This is a genomic window from uncultured Gemella sp. (assembly GCF_963529685.1).
Lineage (GTDB): Bacteria > Bacillota > Bacilli > Staphylococcales > Gemellaceae > Gemella.
Genome location: NZ_CAUSAI010000037.1, coordinates 1 through 18000, shown reverse-complemented (window position 1 = coordinate 18000; position 18000 = coordinate 1). Strand labels below are relative to the sequence as shown.

The 18000-nt window shown below is 30.1% G+C and carries 17 protein-coding genes; 16 read left to right on the top strand and 1 reads right to left on the bottom strand.

Annotated features, from left to right (window positions below; translation table 11 throughout):
• Positions 1-77: 77 nt before the first annotated feature.
• Complete coding sequence (locus tag RWS90_RS06270) at positions 78-335, bottom strand: NifU family protein (RefSeq protein ID WP_314397600.1); 258 nt, start codon at positions 333-335, stop codon at positions 78-80.
• A gap of 509 nt (positions 336-844) precedes the next feature.
• Between RWS90_RS06270 and RWS90_RS06265 the strand changes: the two genes are divergently transcribed.
• The 16 genes from RWS90_RS06265 to RWS90_RS06190 form a co-directional block, all read left to right on the top strand.
• On the top strand, positions 845-1207 hold the full coding sequence (locus RWS90_RS06265) for an iron-sulfur cluster assembly accessory protein (protein ID WP_314549659.1): 363 nt from the start codon (positions 845-847) through the stop codon (positions 1205-1207).
• A gap of 36 nt (positions 1208-1243) precedes the next feature.
• A complete protein-coding gene (locus RWS90_RS06260) occupies positions 1244-2434 on the top strand; it encodes an NAD(P)/FAD-dependent oxidoreductase (RefSeq protein ID WP_314549657.1) in 1191 nt (396 codons plus the stop codon).
• A gap of 249 nt (positions 2435-2683) precedes the next feature.
• Positions 2684-4258: an aminotransferase class V-fold PLP-dependent enzyme gene (locus RWS90_RS06255; RefSeq protein WP_314549655.1), complete on the top strand. Its 1575-nt coding sequence runs from the start codon at positions 2684-2686 to the stop codon at positions 4256-4258.
• Positions 4258-4476, top strand: a complete 219-nt coding sequence (locus RWS90_RS06250) for a DNA-dependent RNA polymerase subunit epsilon (RefSeq protein WP_003144942.1) — start codon at positions 4258-4260, stop codon at positions 4474-4476. The genes RWS90_RS06255 and RWS90_RS06250 overlap by 1 nt, the downstream gene beginning before the upstream one ends.
• Positions 4469-6139: a ribonuclease J1 gene (gene rnjA / locus RWS90_RS06245; protein WP_314549652.1), complete on the top strand. Its 1671-nt coding sequence runs from the start codon at positions 4469-4471 to the stop codon at positions 6137-6139. The genes RWS90_RS06250 and rnjA overlap by 8 nt, the downstream gene beginning before the upstream one ends.
• 2 nt (positions 6140-6141) lie before the next feature.
• Complete coding sequence (sdaAB, locus tag RWS90_RS06240) at positions 6142-6810, top strand: L-serine ammonia-lyase, iron-sulfur-dependent subunit beta (RefSeq protein ID WP_314549650.1); 669 nt, start codon at positions 6142-6144, stop codon at positions 6808-6810.
• Positions 6811-6821: 11 nt separating this feature from the next.
• The gene (gene sdaAA / locus RWS90_RS06235) at positions 6822-7694 is read left to right on the top strand and encodes an L-serine ammonia-lyase, iron-sulfur-dependent, subunit alpha (RefSeq protein WP_314549648.1); all 873 of its coding nucleotides are present in this window, start codon (positions 6822-6824) and stop codon (positions 7692-7694) included.
• Positions 7687-9696 carry an ATP-dependent DNA helicase RecG gene (gene recG, locus RWS90_RS06230; protein ID WP_314549646.1) on the top strand — a complete coding sequence of 670 codons (2010 nt, stop codon included), beginning with the start codon at positions 7687-7689 and terminating at the stop codon, positions 9694-9696. Before sdaAA ends, recG begins: the two co-directional genes overlap by 8 nt.
• 9 nt (positions 9697-9705) lie before the next feature.
• Positions 9706-10341, top strand: coding sequence for a class A sortase (locus RWS90_RS06225; RefSeq protein WP_314549644.1), 636 nt, complete (start codon positions 9706-9708; stop codon positions 10339-10341).
• A 4-nt stretch (positions 10342-10345) separates the two neighbouring features.
• Complete coding sequence (gene plsX / locus RWS90_RS06220) at positions 10346-11320, top strand: phosphate acyltransferase PlsX (RefSeq protein ID WP_314549641.1); 975 nt, start codon at positions 10346-10348, stop codon at positions 11318-11320.
• 4 nt (positions 11321-11324) lie between these two features.
• Positions 11325-11555 carry an acyl carrier protein gene (locus RWS90_RS06215; RefSeq protein ID WP_314407439.1) on the top strand — a complete coding sequence of 77 codons (231 nt, stop codon included), beginning with the start codon at positions 11325-11327 and terminating at the stop codon, positions 11553-11555.
• A gap of 134 nt (positions 11556-11689) precedes the next feature.
• Positions 11690-12580, top strand: a complete 891-nt coding sequence (locus tag RWS90_RS06210) for an ORF6N domain-containing protein (RefSeq protein WP_314549638.1) — start codon at positions 11690-11692, stop codon at positions 12578-12580.
• Positions 12581-12732: 152 nt separating this feature from the next.
• A complete protein-coding gene (locus tag RWS90_RS06205; protein WP_314549637.1) occupies positions 12733-14043 on the top strand; it encodes an isochorismatase family protein in 1311 nt (436 codons plus the stop codon).
• A gap of 121 nt (positions 14044-14164) precedes the next feature.
• Positions 14165-15331 (top strand): carbamoyl phosphate synthase large subunit, encoded by a 1167-nt coding sequence (locus RWS90_RS06200; protein ID WP_314549635.1) that lies wholly within the window; start codon positions 14165-14167, stop codon positions 15329-15331.
• A gap of 11 nt (positions 15332-15342) precedes the next feature.
• Entirely contained in the window at positions 15343-16425 is a 1083-nt protein-coding gene (locus RWS90_RS06195; protein ID WP_314549633.1) for a site-2 protease family protein, read from the top strand.
• Positions 16426-16784: 359 nt separating this feature from the next.
• Positions 16785-18000 (top strand): YSIRK-type signal peptide-containing protein (locus tag RWS90_RS06190; protein ID WP_314549632.1); only part of this gene is annotated, 1216 nt, incomplete at its 3' end.

The following is an 18000-nucleotide window of genomic DNA, read 5'->3' as shown; positions in this document are numbered from 1 at the left end:
AAAGGGTTATACCCGAAGAGAAAACCACCCCTTTTCAGGGGTGGTCATTATTTTTGAAAATATAAAAAAATGAGCATTTAAACAATGCTCATCTTTACTTCTAATACTTTTTCTACTTCGGGAATTTTTTCTTTTATCTTTTTCTCGATAGCATATTTTAGGGTAATATGAGAAAGCTCACAGTGGGCGCATTCACCTAAAAATCTAACCTTAAGTATACCGTCTTTATAGTTTATAAATTCTATATTACCACCATCTTCAATAAGTTTGGGGCGTATTTTTTCTAATTCAAATTTTATTTTATCTACAGTTTCATAATGCTCTTTATTCAACATACTAACACCTCTCTATACAGTATTATACTGTTCTGAACTAAAAAAGTCAATAAAGCTAGTAAACATAAATTTTATATCTATCATAATGGAAAATGTGTCAATAATTAAAAGTTGTATTACACATTTCAGTTTATTATTGATATTAAAATAAAATTTAGGCTTAGTGTATTTCAAGAGTGAATTAATTAAAAATTGAAACATTATTAATAAATATAGCCAATAAGAATCTCAGTAAATAACTGAAAAATCACAAAAATATAATAATTCATAAAATCATATATAAATGCAATGTTTCGCGATGTGATTGACGGATAGTTTAATTGGAAAATGATGATAAAAGTTAGGTAGGGAAAAGTATTTAACAAATAAAGTTGAATAATTTATAAATTTTAATAACTTCATAAATTATTCACAAATAATTTTATAAAATGTAAGCAATATACTATTATTTTATTAGAAAAACAGTTATAATAATAATTAGAAAATAAAAACAAAGAGGGAAACATTTTATGACTAATACAGATAATCGATTAATATTGATAACAGATGTAGCGGTAGGTAAATTCCAAGAAATGTTATTTGATGCTGATAAACGTGATAGTTACTTAAAAATTTCTATTGCTTTAGAAGGTGCTCAAATGCATTACGCTATTGATATTAAAGATGAATTAGAGGCTGGAGATAAAGTATATAGCTTCGGTGATTTGAAAGTTCTTGTTAATGAAGAGGATGAACTTTTATTAAAAGGTCTTGAAATAGACTATGTTCAAGATGAATTTGGAAGTGAGTTTACACTACATAATCCAAATATGATTGAAATTTATGATGATGAAGACGGTGGTTGCTGTGGGAACGGCTGCTGCTGTGGATAAAATTATATAATAACAGAAAAAGGAGAATTTTAAGCTATGAAAAACGTAGTTATTTTAGGTGCTGGATATGCAGGACTAACAACATTAAAAGGATTAAAAAAAGCTGCTAAAGCTGGTGAGGTAAAAGTTACATTAGTAAATAAAAACTCTTACCACTACGATACTGTAAACTTACATGAGGTTTCGGCAGGAAATATTTCAGCAAAAGATATTTGTATCGATATTAAAGATGTAGTATCTCCAGGTGTTGAGTTCATTCAAGATGAAGTTATTAAAATTGATACTGAGAAAAAATTAGTATTAACTAAAAAACATGAACTTGACTACGATGTTTTAGTAGTAGGGTTAGGATTCCAACCTGAAATGTTTGGAATTGAAGGTATGGCTGAAAATGCAATGCCAATAGCTGATGTTAAGGCTGCGGAAAAAATTGCTGCAACTCTAGAAGATAACTTCAGAAAATACGCTACTAGTGAAGAAAAAGATGTTAAAGATATCTCAGTAATCGTTGGTGGTGCTGGATTAGCAGGAATGGAGTTCTTAGGTGAGTTAGTGCACCGTAAAAAAGAATTATGTTCTAAATACGGAATTGATGAAAAATTAGTAAAAATTTATGGATTAGATGCTTGTCCAACTTTATTACCAATGTTTACTAAAGAATACAGCGACTATGCTAAAAAATATTTAGAAGATAACGGAATTGAAATTATCTTAGGTGCTGGTATTAAAGGTGCTACTAAAGACAGTTTTATTATCGAAGTTGATGGTGAAAGAAAAGAATTATTCGCATCTACGTTAGTATGGACTGCTGGAGTTCGTGGTAACAAACTTATGGACGAAGCGTTCCCAGAACTTTCAAAACGTGGGCGTCTTGTAACTACTCAACAATTAACAGTACCAGGACTTGATGATGTTTATATTATCGGAGACTGTGCTGCATTTATCGAAACAGGTCAAGAAAGACCATATCCAACAACTGCTCAAATCGCTAACCAAATGGGTGCTTATGTAGGTGCTAGAATTAGCGGTAAACAAGTAGGAGACTTTAAGTATATTAACCGTGGATGTGTTTGTTCATTAGGACACAAAGATGGTATCGCTGATGTTATGGGTGGTAAAAAAGCTAAAGGATTCAAAGCTGCTAAACTTAAAAAAATCATTGAAGCAAAAGCAATTTATGAGTTAACAGACTTCGTTACAGCATTGAAAAACCAACGTATCCTTTAATATTATTGATATTAGACAAGTATTATAAAGAAGACTCAATTGTTTTTGAGTCTTCTTAATTTTTTTTGAAAACGGATAAAAGGGGCTGACTCAACAAAATCGATTTCTTCGAAATCACAATTTTTGAGTCACTCCCATAAATTTGTTATTTACCCGAGTTTTCAACTGTGTTAATTTGAAAAAAAGTTATAATTATGGTAAGATATAGTGTAGAGAAAATTTAACCAAATAAAGTTATGGGGAAAAATTATGATATATAAAATAGCAAATACAGAGGAAGAATACGATCAAATATTTAAGTTGAATTACGAAACGTTCGTTGAAGAAATTCCTCAACATGAAAAGAATGAAACTAAAAAACTAAAAGATAAATTTCATGACAAAAATATATATATTATAGCGAAAAAGAAACACGATGTTATAGGAATGATTGCATTATCAGATCAAAGACCTTTTTCGCTAGATTTAAAATTAAATGATATTGATAAGTACTACAAAGGAAACTACAAAAAGCCTGTAGAAATCAGATTACTTTCGATTAAGGAACAGTATAGAAAAACTAAAGTCTTTACAGAGTTACTTCAAAGAACTTTTAATTATATAATTCAAAATGCGTATGACATAGTGTTTATATCGGGAACTACAAGACAAGAAAAACTATACAATCACTTAGGATTTGTGAAATTTCATGAAAATGTAGGAACAAAAGATGCAGAATATATGCCAATGTACCTAAAATTAGATTCAGGTAATAAAGTTTTAGAAAGAATGTCGCAAGCTCAAAGGGTAAACTTTTTACCTGGGCCAGTAGATTTATCTGAAGATGTTCTTGCGAAGTTATCTAAACAACTTTACTCACATAGAAGTAGTGAATTTGTTAGTCTAACTAAAGATACATTATCAAAATTGGAGAGAATACTTGACGTTAAACAAGCAACGATTCTTCACGGCTCGGCGACATTAGCTAATGAGGCTATTATGGCACAATTGAAAGGTAGAAATCTTATAAATGGTTTAATTCTTTCAAATGGTGAATTTGGTAGTAGATTAGTTAAAGAAACAAAACGACATGGACTTAATATCGAAAGTTATTCTGTAGAATTTGGAGAGAGTTTTGATTTAGACATTTTATCAGAAAAACTTAAATCTGGAAACTACGATTTTGTTTATTTAGTACATAATGAAACAAGTGTAGGAATTTTAAACGATTTGGATGAAATAACTCGAATTGTTAAAGGAAATAACGTTGTTCTTGCTGTTGATGCTGTATCAGCAGTAGGAGCGATAAAATATAGTTATAAAGATGTTGACTATGTAGCTTGTTCATCAGGAAAAGCATTTTGTTCTGTTGCTGGATTAGCGATAGTTGGATCTAATTGTGAATTAGTTCCTTTAGAAAATACACCACTTTACTTAGATTTACACTATGCTAATAAAATGACTTCAATACCATTTACTCAACCATCAATTTTAATGGAGGCTTTAAACACAGCTTTAGATGCCTTTAAAACAGATGAAAGATATGAGAAGGTACAAGAAAAATACTCATATATGAAAGAAGGATTAAAAGAATTAAACCTTCCAATTATGAAATTTAAAGATAAAGAAGTATCTCCTGTAATAATTACAGTAGAACTTCCAAAAACTATATGTTCTCTTAATGTAGGAGCTTCATTAGCAATTAATAATATTTTTATCCACTATAAGAGCTCATATTTACAAGAAAGAAACATTATACAATTTTCATTTATAAATATTAATACAACAAAAAATGAAATAGATTACACATTAAATATATTAAAACAAATGATAGGAGATTATTAATGGCAGTATTTAAAGTATTTTACCAAGAAAATTCAAAGGAAATTCCAGTAAGAGAAAACACTCAAGTGTTATATGTAGAGGCTGATGGAGTACCAGCAGTAAGAAAGTATTTAGATGATAGAAATTACAATGTAGAATTAGTTCAAGAACTAAGCGAAGCATACTTAGAATTTGAAAAACAATCTGAAGACTTTAAAGTGGAGAAAGTTAATGGATAAAATTATAAAGAAAAATGAAGTAGGTGTTGCGGCTATTGGTGGTCTAGGCGAAATTGGAAAAAACACCTACGCGGTTCAGTATCGTGACGAGATTATTATTATCGATGCTGGAGTTAAATTCCCTGGAGATAATATCCTTGGGATAGACTATGTAATTCCAGACTATTCATATATTGAAAAAAATGTTGATAAAATCAAAGCATTGGTAATTACTCATGGTCACGAAGATCACATTGGTGGTTTACCATTTTTACTTAGAAAGGTAAATCTTCCAATTTATGGAGGACCACTAGCGATTGGTCTAATAAGATCAAAATTAGAGGAGCATAATTTATTAGCAAAAGCTGAGTTGAATGTTATTGATGAAGATACAGTATTGAGTTTTAAATACTTAAAGGTTTCATTCCATAATACTTCCCACTCTATCCCTGATTCATTTGGTGTTATTGTTAATACTCCTCAAGGAAATATTGTTCATACTGGGGATTTTAAATTTGACTTTACACCGGTAGGACAAGGATCAAATTTACATAAAATGGCGGCAATAGGAGAAGAGGGTGTGTTATGCTTACTTTCTGATTCGACAAACTCAGAGAGAACGGAATTTACTCAAAGTGAAAAAGAAGTAGGGAAAACTATTTCTAATATACTTCGTAAAGAAAAACATAGAGTAATATTCGCGACATTCGCTTCTAACGTATATCGTGTAAAACAAGTTGTTGAAGCTTGTATAGAGCATGGTAGAAAAATTGTAGTATTCGGACGTTCTATGGAAAAAGCTATAAAAATAGGTACGGAGTTAGGATATATAAAAGCACCTAAAGAAACGTTTGTTAATAGTAAGTATCTTAACCAGGTAGATCCAAATAAATTATTAATACTATGTACAGGGACTCAAGGTGAGGAACTTGCTGCTTTAAGTAGAATAGCAAATGGTACGCATAAAAAAATTACAATTATGCCAACTGATACGGTAATTTTTGCGAGTTCTGCAATTCCAGGAAATACACTTTCAATAAATAAAAACATAGATTTATTATCAAAATTGGGTGCTAATGTTATTACATCTAGTGTTAATAATGTTCATACATCAGGACACGGTTCTAAAGAAGAACAAAAATTAATGTTCAGACTTATTAAGCCGAAATACTTTATGCCAATTCACGGTGAGTACAGAATGCAGGTTATTCATGCTCAAACTGCGGCTGAATGTGATATTCCTTTAGAAAATTCATTCATCATGGAGAACGGCGAAGTATTAGCTTTAACAAGTGATAGTGCTAGAATTGCCGGGAAATTTGAAGCTTCTGACGTTTATGTAGACGGTCTTGGAATTGGTGATATTGGTAGTGTTGTGATTAAAGATAGAAAAGAGCTTTCTGAAGAAGGTGTTATCGTAGTTTCAATCGCAATTGACTTTAAAAATAAAAAACTAATGAATAATCCAGATGTGATAAGCCGTGGATTCGTAAATGTTAATGAATCGATGGAATTATTTGGACAAGTTAAAGGAGTCATTAAAGACGCGGTATTATCAGTTCTAGAAAGTGAAGATTGCAGTGTTTACCAAGTAAGACAACAAATTTTAGAATCACTTGGACAATTTTTAGAAAGTGAAATAGGAAGAAAACCTGTTATTTTACCAACAATATTGGAGGTGTAAATATGAAATACAGAAGTGTATTTGATATTATAGGTCCGGTAATGGTAGGACCATCTAGTTCACATACGGCAGGTGCAGTTCGTATCGGTCTTTTTACAAGATATATTTTTGGAAGGCAGCCTGAAAATGTAAAAATAACATTATATGGTTCTTTTAAAGAGACATATAAAGGGCATGGGACTGACATTGCGTTAATAGGAGGATTATTGGGATATAACACTTCAGATAAACGTATTAGAACTAGTATGGAAGATGCTAAATTAGCAGGTATGGAATTTGAATTTGTAGAAAGTGAAATCGAACATGTTCATCCTAACACAGCAAAAATAGAAGTTGAAGCGGGAAGATATAGTTTAGATCTTATTGGAAAATCAATAGGTGGAGGAAAGATGGTTATTTTTGAACTTCTTGGATTCGATGTGAATCTTTCAGGAGATTTTCCTTGTTATTTCATATTTTATAAATTCAATGACAATAATAAAAAAAATCTTTCGGTAAAAATAGAAGAAATCTTCGGAGACAAAAAAGTTAATGAAAAATATTCTAGTTCTATCTTAGAAGGAATTAACTTATTAGTTGTCGAATCACTAGAAGAATTAAATGAAGAAAATATGCAGAAATTAACTGAACTAGAGTATATTAATGAAGTAAAATTTGCAGATAGATTGTAGAGGGTACAAAAATGTTTACTAGTTTAGCAGAAATAGTTGAAAAATCAAAATTAGAAAATAAACCAGTTTCTGAGTTAATGATTGAACAAGAGATAGAGTTAAATGGTGTAACACGTTCTGCGGTTGAAAAATTAATGAAAAGAAATCTAAATGTAATGATGCAAGCTGTTGATGAAGGATTAGCAGGAGTAAGTTCGAAAACTGGACTTACTGGAGGAGATGCTAAGAAATTGCAAGAATATATTAACAGTGGGAAATCTATTACAGGTAGTGATTTTTTAAATGGTGTAGCAGCAGCGATAGCAACTAATGAGGTTAATGCTTCACTTGGTCTGATTTGTGCAACACCAACTGCAGGATCAGCGGGTGTCTTACCTGGATGTATTTACGCATTAAAAGAAAAATTCAATATAGATGAAGAAACGCAATTAAAAATGTTATTTACAGCCGGAGCTTTCGGATTTGTAGTAGCGAATAATGCTTCATGTTCAGGAGCGGAAGGTGGATGTCAAGCTGAAATAGGATCTGCTAGTGCAATGGCAGCGGCAGCTATAGTAGAGGCAATGGGAGGCGATGCAGAGATGAGCGCTCATGCCTTTGCTATAGCCCTAAAAAATATGTTAGGTTTGGTATGTGATCCAGTAGCTGGATTAGTAGAAGTCCCTTGTGTTAAGAGGAATGCAGCTGGGACCTCAACAGCTCTTATGGCGGCAGATTTAGCCTTAGCAGGTATAAAAAGTAGAATTCCTGCTGATGAGGTATTAGAAGCAATGTATAAAATAGGATTAGAAATGTCTACAACATTAAAAGAAACAGCTAAAGGCGGTTTAGCGATTACTAAAACTGGAGAAAAATATAGGAGTTTATTATTCGGTAATGATTAATATTTTAGAAAAATCAGTAGGAACTATAAAAGGCGTAGGGAAGAAATATTTACAAACTTTAAACGAACTAGAGATATATACTATTCGTGACGTTTTGTATAATATTCCCTATAGAGTATCTAGTTCTACTGATTTTTCTTCATCTGTAAAAGATAATGAAAAAGTAATTACTACTGGAAGAATCGAGACAAGAGTAAGTACACAATTTTATGGTAATAGGAGGAGCAGGTCTTTCTTTACACTTTCTACTTCGTCGGGAAGTATTAAAATTGTGTTTTTTAATCAACATTATTTAAAGAAAAACTTAATAGAGGGTAGAGATGTAGTAGTGAAAGGAACATATAATGCTACTAATAACACTATTACAGCTTCTAGTATAAGTTTTAATAGTGCTGAGGAAAAGCCAAAGGGAGATACAATAGAAGTTTTTTATCATCTTAAACAAGGTATTACTCAGAAAAAATTTATAAAACTGGTAGAAGAATCATTTAAGATGATAGATGGGGAAAATGTAATTCTTGATTTAGTACCTGAAAATTTCAAGGGAATTTGGAAGTTAGAAAAAATTCTTTATACGTTACATTATCCTAAGAATTCCGACGAATTTGATAAAGCTAGAAAGATGTTTGCTTTTCATGAATTATTTAACTATCAATTAAAGCTGCAACTTCAAAATATTAATAGTAGAATAGAGGATGCAAGATATAGCATAGGCATAGCTGATTTTTATGTAGAAGAATTTAAAAATAGTCTACCATTTAAATTAACTGGTGCACAAAGTAGAGTTATCGAAGAGATAGTAAAAGATTTAAATGAACCTTTTAAGATGGATAGATTGTTACAAGGTGATGTAGGTAGTGGGAAAACAGCCGTAGCAGCTGCTACGTTATACTCAGTTATAAAAGCTGGGTATCAAACAGCCATAATGGCGCCGACAGAAATACTTGCTAATCAGCATTTTGAAACATTTTTTGAGTTTTTTAAAGATTTAAATATTTCAGTTGCTCTTTTAACGAGTAGTACACCAAAGAAAGAAAGAAACACAATTTTAAGTTTACTTGAAGTTGGTGAGGTAGAATTATTAATAGGAACACATTCTTTAATTCAGGAAGATGTGATATTCAAAAATTTAAAATATGTAATTACTGATGAACAACATCGTTTCGGAGTAAAACAACGACAATTATTAAGTAATAAAGGGGAGGCGGTTAATTCATTAATGATGACAGCAACCCCAATACCACGAAGTTTGGCAATTACTTTAATAACTGACATTAAGGTGTCGACAATTGATGAATTGCCTGCGGGTAGAAAAAAAGTTCAAACTTATAAAGCTAATAATAAAAGTTTCTACAAAGTTCTAGACAATATTCGTATGGAGTTAGATAATGGTAGACAAGGTTACGTAGTCTGTCCATTAATTGAAGAATCAGAGAAAATGGATCTTCAAAATGTAGAAGAGACTTACGAAAATATTAAAAATTATTTACCAAAAGACTACAAAATTGCAATATTACATGGTAAAATGAGTAATAAAGAAAAAGATGCTATTGTAGAAAAATTTCTAAATAAAGAAATTCATATACTTATTTCAACGACAGTAATCGAAGTTGGGGTGAATGTTCCGAATGCGACATTTATGATAATAGTAGATGCTCATCGCTTTGGGCTTGCTACATTACATCAACTTCGAGGAAGAGTAGGAAGAAGTGAATTTCAATCATATTGTATATTAGTAACAGATTCAAAAAGTGAACGAATAGACATTATGTGTTTGGAAAACGATGGTTTTAAGATAGCAGAATTTGATTTAAAACAACGCGGTCCGGGTGACTTCTTTGGGGTAAAACAAAGTGGGGTACCTAGTTTTAAAGTAGCAGATTTAATAAATGATGTAGATTTAATGTACTTGGCTAAAAGATTAGCTGTAAAAATTATTGAAGTTACGGACAATAAGGAGCGCTTGTTACAATATGTTGGATTGGATGAGACGATTATATAGGAGGATGAAATGAGTAAGAAGTTGAAAAATACTATTTTAAATATACTGATAGTGGTATTATTATGTACTTCTGTTGTGTTGATATTTAAAAATCAAATTAGAGAATTTTTAACAGGAAATGCAAACGACAAGATTATTACGGCATATAAAAATGGTAAAGGTGAAGTTGATATACCTTGGTGGCAAAAAATGTTCACTGATAACGAATCAAAGATTAAATTAACGGATTCTATGCTAGGAATTTTAAAAATTGATAGTGTGAATATAGAAGAACCCATCTTTGAAAATGTTACTGAAATTAACTTAATTAATGGAGTAGCAACATCACAAGAACCTTCGCATTTAGATGCTCAAAACGTAGTTATTGCTGGTCATAGTGTGCAAGGTGTCGGAATAAGATTTAACAACTTAACAAAGATTAAAAATGGTGCTAAAATCCAAATTATATCAAAAGATAAATTACGAACATATGAAGTAAGTAAATTGTATGATGTAACACCAACGCAAGTTGAGATTTTAGAACAACACGAAAATGAACCAAAGATTTTAAAATTATTCACTTGTGACAACTTTAATCCACAAACTGGAGAATGGGAAAGTCGTTTTGTAGTAGAGGCTAAATTAATAGGAGAAGAAAGCGCATAATATTATGAAAATAGGTATAGATATTTTAGGTGTAGATGAACCTGATAGAATTATAAATTTTGTAAATAGTTATGATGACAATGAAGTAGAATTCTATGTTTATGGTTTAGAAGAGAATTTAAATCGAGTAACTAAAACTGAAAATATTACTAAGAATGTTTGTACAGAAGAGGTGCTGATGTCTGATGATGCTGCACGTGTTCATAGAAAGAAAAAAGATGCTTCTATGATTAGAATGCTATCTGATTTAAATAATGATATCATTGATGTTGCAATTTCGGGTGGGAGTACAGGTGCATTTATGGCGAGTTCACTGTTTATGTTAGGCCGTATTGAAGGTATATCAAAACCAGGATTAGCATCATTATTACCGACAAGTTCCGAGCATAAATTCTTATTAACGGATCTAGGTGCTAATGTAGAAGCTAAACCTGATGATTTAGTAAACTATGCTAAACTCGGACAGTTATACATGAAGTATATTTATAAAATCGATAAACCTTCTGTTGCTTTGTTAAATGTCGGTGTTGAGGAAACTAAAGGTAATAAAGTATATAAAGAGGCTCACAAGCTACTTAAAGAAGATATTACTAATTTTAAAGGCAATATCGAAGCTAGAAACATATTAGAACATAGATTTGATATAGTTATAGCTGATGGATTTGCGGGAAATATTCTGTTGAAATCAATAGAAGGTGTTGCGAGTTCTTTAGGAAAAATGATAAAAGGTATTTTCATAGAGAACCTAATAACTAAAATTTCAGCACTATTAGTGAAAAAAGGAATTAAAGCATTTAAGAAAAAATTTGATTATAGTGAATACGGTGGAGCATTCTTATTAGGTATTAAAAAACCAAGTATAAAAGTACATGGCTCAGCTGATGAAAATGCATTATATTATGCTGTGCAACAAGCAAAACAAATACACAAAACAAAACTTTATGATATAATGATAGAAACAATGGAAAAAGGAGAATAAAATAATGGCGATTTTTGAAGAAGTAAAAGAGATTATTACAAAGTATATTAAAATAGATGCAGATAAAATTACATTAGATTCTAAATTAAATGAAGATCTAGATGCAGATTCTATTGATGTTGCTGATGTGGTAATGGATATCGAAGAGAAATACGGATTTGAATTTTCTGATGAAGATGCAGAAAGCATCGTTGAAATTAAAGACTTAGTAAGAGTTATTGAAGAAAGAAAATAGTACTGAAAACTAGAGTTTTAATGAATATTAGACTCTAGTTTTTAGCGTTTTTTTCGATTTGCTAAAAGGTATTAATAGGGAATGTGCTCAAATGCAATGAAATAGTTCTTTAAGTTTAATTATAGGAGGTTTGTATGAAAAATAATACGGATATTATTATCTCAGATAGTATAGAAATAAAAAATATGATTTATAATATTAGGGGAAAGCAGGTTATGCTTGATAGTGACTTGGCTTCTTTGTATCAAGTGGAAACTAAAGTATTTAATCAGGCGGTAAAAAGGAATATCAAAAGATTTCCTGAGTTATTTCGTTTTCAACTTACAGAAAAAGAATTTAATAACTTGAGGTCACAATCTGTTACCTCAAGTTCAAATACACATGGTGGGAGAAGATATATGCCATATGTGTTTACAGAACAGGGAATTGCTATGCTTTCAGCTGTATTAAAAAGTGATATTGCTATTGAAATGAGTATTAAAATAATTAATAGCTTTGTAGAAATGAGAAATCTTTTGATGTTTAGTCAAGAATTGTATTCAAGATTAGATAGAGTAGAATTGAAGCAATTGGAAACTGACAAAAAATTAGAAGAAGTATTTACTTATATTGCTAGAAATAAAGAAGTAAAACAAAAAATATTTTTTAATGGTCAAATATATGATGCATTTAGTTTTCTTGTAAGTATAATTCAAAAAGCTAATAGAGAGATTATATTGATTGATAATTATATAGATATTTATACTTTAAATATTTTGTGTAAAAAAAACAGCAACGTAAAAGTTAAAATATATACTGCAGGTAAAGGAAATTTGACGACAAAAGATATTGAAAAATTTAACGAGCAGTATACAAATTTAACTGTAAAAACAAATAAAAATTTTCATGATAGATTTTTAATTTTAGATAGTAACGAAGTTTATCACATAGGAGCATCTATTAAGGATGCAGGGAAGAAAAGTTTCGGTGTTACAAAAATAGAAGAAAATTGTTTTAAAGAAAATCTATTAAGCAAGATAGAGTAAGGTATAATTTTTAACTAATTATTAGTTTTATATGATAAGATAATTTACAATATTATCTATATCAAATAAATTTTAACTATTTAGCTTTTAACTAGTTGAGAAATGTGGTATAATTTACTAGAAAATAAATAAAAAAGGAGAATAGTTTATATATGGAAATGTTATTTAGACTATTAGCTGAACACGTTTATATTATATTATTTGCTTCGCTAATCTTGGAATTTGCGGCTCTACCATTACCAGGTGAAACTATGATGGTTGTGGCTGGGATTATGGCATATCATGGTCATGGTAACTACGTTGGGATGATAATAGCAAGTGCCTTAGGAACGGTAATCGGGATGCAATTTTCTTACGAAGTAGGTAGAAGATTAGGAACAAAGGCTATAGATAAGTATGGTATATATATAGGATTAACTCCATATAGAATGACGAAAGCGGCAGAATTTTTCAACAAATTTGGAAATATAGTTATAGTTATAGCCTATTTCTTACCGGGAGTTAGACATATTTTAGGATACTTTTCAGGTATTTCACGTATAGATGCAAAACGATTCCATATATATTCTACATTAGGTGGTGTATTTTGGGTAATAGTATTTATTACTCTAGGTTATGTTCTTGGACCTAGTGCACATCATGTATTCCACTTAATGCATAAGTACGGTACGATGATATTTATATTAGGAATTGCAGTATTATTTGTTTATCTAATTTATAAAAAATTAGGTGCGAAAGAGTTTTCTACTTACTTTAAAAAGAATATTAAATATATTGTTGTGTTACTTTTAGTAGAAGCGGCAGTATTGGTGAAGTTTGTAGTTTTAGACCCTAAAGCCCATCCGAAGTTTAAGTCGGAAGTAATCTTTTATTGTTTAGCATTTTTAGCTTTTGTTGCATTTTTAGCATACTTAAGAGTAACATTAAAACACGATACAACTGAAAAATTATTAGTAGTTGTTGACTATCAAAAAGACTTCGTAGACGGAGCATTAGGTTTTGAAACTGCCGATCAACTTGATCAAGTTATTGCTAATAAAATTGATGAATATATAAAAGCTGGACAAGACGTGATATTCACAAAAGATACTCATTATACAAATTATTTAACGACAAGAGAAGGTAAACATTTGCCAGTTGAACATTGCATAATTGATAGTGAAGGACATCAGTTATATGGAAAAGTTGCAAGTTATGAAAAATATGCTAAAAAGGTATTTAATAAAACTTCATTTGGAAGTATAGATTTAGCTAAGTTTATTTCACGTAGTGATTATAAAGAAGTTGAATTTTGTGGTTTGGTATCGAATATTTGTGTCTTAAGTAATATAATTATGACACAAACATATAATGAAAAAGTGGAAATAGTAGTTGATTTAAATGCTACTAAAGGTTTAAGTGAGGAAGTTAATTCATCATTTAAAACATATCTACAAAATTTAACAGTCAATGTAAAAGAATAATATAAAATACGAATCTCTTTCTGAACCTTTCGGAGAGCATTCGTATTTTTTATATTTTGAATAGAAAATTACTTAATTTTATGTTAAACTAGTAAATAAAATTAGGAAAGAGGGAATTATTATGAATTATTTATTAGTATCACCAAATTTTCCAGTAATGCAAGAATTTTTTGCTAAAAAATTAGTAGAAAAAGGTGTAAAAGTATTAGGTATAGGCAGTGAAAGCTATGATAATTTATCAGATTCTTTAAAAAGTTCTTTAAGTGAATATTATAAAGTAGACGATTTAGAAAATTATGAAGATGTTCTTAGAGGAGTAGCACACCTAATTTATAAGCATGGAATTATAGATAGAGTTGAATCGAATAATGAACATTGGTTAATGCTAGATGCAACTATTAGAGAAGAATTTAATATTAAAGGTGTCCAACCAGCAGAACTTAAGTTTACAAAATATAAATCTAGAATGAAAGAAAAGTTCAAAAATGCTAAAGTACCAGTTGCAGAAGGTGTTGCTGTTTCGAATATAAGTGAATTAAACGAGGCTATTAAGAATATTAAATTACCTGTAATTGCTAAACCAAATAATGGTGTGGGAGCGAGTAATACATATAAGTTATTATCAAATACAGATGTTGAAGAATTTAAAAAACAGTGGAATCAAGATGTTGTTTATTTCATAGAAAGTTATGTAGATAATGGTATTTTATGTACATATGATGGACTAATTGATTCTAATGAGGAAATTGTATTTGAAACAAGTTTTTACTATACTAAACCTACTTTAGATTTACTTAACGGTGGTCTAGATTATGCTAATGTCATAGAAAAGAAAATTGATCCTAAACTGCAAAAATACGGTAGAAAGATTGTTAAAGAGTTTGGAATGAAGGAAAGATTCTTCCATATTGAATTTTTCAAGCTACCTAATGGAGATTATATTGCATTAGAATATAATAATCGTATAGCAGGAGGATATACAATAGACTTATACAATCATACTTATGAATGTGATTTATACGATATGTATTCTAAGGTAGTAATAGGAGAAAATATAGAAAAAGTAAATAATAATTTCTTCGGGATTGCTCTTTCACGAAGAGATAAATATAGCTATAAACATAGTCTAGAAAGTATCAAAGATAAGTATAATAGGAATATTAGACTAATCGAGAGAGTACCGGGAGTCTTTGCTACAGCTATGGGTGAATGGATGTTTATATTAGTAGCTGAAAAGAGTTCGAAACTTGATGAAATGATGAATTATGTTCATGAAAAAAATGAATAGGAGGATTATTTATGAAGAATAAGATTATTCAAGGTGTTTTACAATTAATTGGAATTATGGTAGTCGGTGCGGTAGTTGGATATTTTGTAGGGAAAACAGCTGGAGATACACTTTCTGGTGTTGATAAACCAAATATTATATTGTTCTTAATAACAGGAGTAATAGCCTTCATATTGCATATTATAGTTCATGAGGCTGGACACTTAGTCTTTGGGTTATTATCAGGATATAAATTTGTTAGTTTTAGAGTATTTGATTTTAAAATAATAAAAGATGAAAATGGGAAATTAAGTTTTAGATATGAAAAAATAGCAGGAACTGGTGGTCAGTGTTTGATGAGAGCTCCTGAGTATGTTAAAGGAAAGTTTAAGTATAAATTATATCTTCTAGGTGGTGTAATATTTAATGTGTTGTTTTCGATTGTATTTTGGTTAATCTTACCAAGTTATTATACATTATTATTTGCTTTAATAGGATTTACATTAGCTTTTCTAAACTTGATTCCAATGGGATTCAATGATGGTATGACTTTTTATCACGCTAGTAAAGATGAAACTACTAGATTTGTTCTATACTTACAATTAGAATACGTATATTATCAAAGTATTGGTAAGAATTTATTAATAGAAAGACCAGAAGTAGTGGAGAAAATAAATTCAATGGAAATAACTAAAACTAATTATCTAACTGACTCATTAGAATTTATAAAATTAGATGGACTAGAATATTTCTTTGAATTTAATACTTTGTATAATGAATCAAGAAAATTATACGTAGAAAGAGATGATTTGTTACCAGTTTACAAAGTTGAACTTATGGCATTGTTAGTAAAATTAATAAGTTTAGTGAATCCAGAAGATGAGCTACTAGAAGAACTTATGAAGAATAAGGCTTTATTAGCAAGGCTTAAACAAAAAAATCCACAAACGAAGAATGTTTTAGCGACATACGAATATGGTGTGAAATTGGATGATGAGAAAGCCTTAGGTTTAATAGCTGAAGCTAGAAAAATAAAAAATAAAGCACCAAATTTATATGTTCAAAATCTAGAAATGAAATATTGCGATTATTTAGAGGAAAAAATTTTAAGATAGTTAATAGAACAATAGCTAAGTTGTTACTGTTCTCCAAAATTTGACTGAATTTTTGGGGGCTATTATCAATTAAGTTATTGTTTTTATTTTTTATAAAAAATAATATTTATTATTTCGTCTTTAATAATCTATGTTTTATATAATATTATTTTTATAAATAGTTCCATCTATGTTTACTTAAAATATACTTAAAATTTATTATGAAGTCTTGACAAAAGTTGATTTAAAACTTAAAATTAATATCGGATAACTTACGAAAAATAAATTTTTGAAAAAAAAAAAAAAACTGAAAAAAATAATTTTTTTAATATTTTCTTAAGTTTGAAATTTAATTATACTAATGATTAGGAGGGTAAAAGATGTATAGTAAGAATAATAAGAAGATGATTATTCAAAAAGAACAAGAAAAAATAAATTTCTATGGTATTAAGAAGTTTAACGCTGGAACAGCATCGGTACTAATCGCTGCTGGATTCGCATTTTTGGGTGGAGGTAGTGCATTAGCAAGTAATGATGCTCCTACAACTTTAACTAATACAGAGACTATAAATAATAATGTAACAGAAAATAAAGAAGAAATTCCTACTATAACACCATCAAAAATTAATAAAACTAATTTAAGTGCGGCAATAGCACGTATTCAAGAGGCGATTGCTAACGCTAGAGTAACAGAAAAAACAGCATCAGCGATAGAAGATTCTAAAGCAGAATTAGCAACAGCACAAGCATTAGAGGTAAGTGAAGTAGTGACTCAAGCTGAAGTTAATAAAGTAACAGTCGAGCTTAAAAATAAAGCATTCGTATTAGAAAGTATGAAAAAAGCAACTACTAAAGAAGTTGATAAACCTACAGAAGAGAAAGTAAATAAAAACCAAGACCCAAGAAATGGGCAAGCTATCCCAGGAAAAGGGGAAAGTGGGTTTAGAACTGTAGATACTACAGCTGCAAATGCTGCAACAGAAGCAGAAAAATATAAAGGAATTCGTGATGCCGCTATTCCTCAATTGCAAGCGAATATTGCTAAAATTCAAGCTGAAATAGAAAAAGAAGAAGCAAAATCTGCAAATAAAAAAGACCAAGCTAAAATTGATGTGTTAAATCGTATTAAGCAAAAAGCAGAAAATGTTATTTCAACAGCCAATGCAGCAGATACGACATCTGCTAAAATAATGAGCCAACAAGCAGAAGCTGTTAAATCTGAGCGTGATTTATTAGCTTTATATTTGGCTGGTAAAGCAGACTTAGGAGCACCTGTTAGTGAAAACCACGCAGCGTACGGTAATAACCCAACAAACGGTGTCTTTGAGAGTCTGAAAGAAGGTTTTGGGGATAAAGTAACCTTTACGGATGCTGTTACTAAATCAGAAACGATTGCTAAGCAACAAAGAGGTACAGGAGAAATTAATGCATATACTGCTGGAATCGGTAGTGCTACTTACAACTGGAAAGAAAAAGTTATTACAAAAGTTGATGCAGAGGCTGGTGTACTAAATGGTTGGAAAATAGAAGTTGGTGAGCAGGTAAATGCTGTTCAACCTCTTGATGTAACGAATGTTACAGATAAAGATGGTGCAC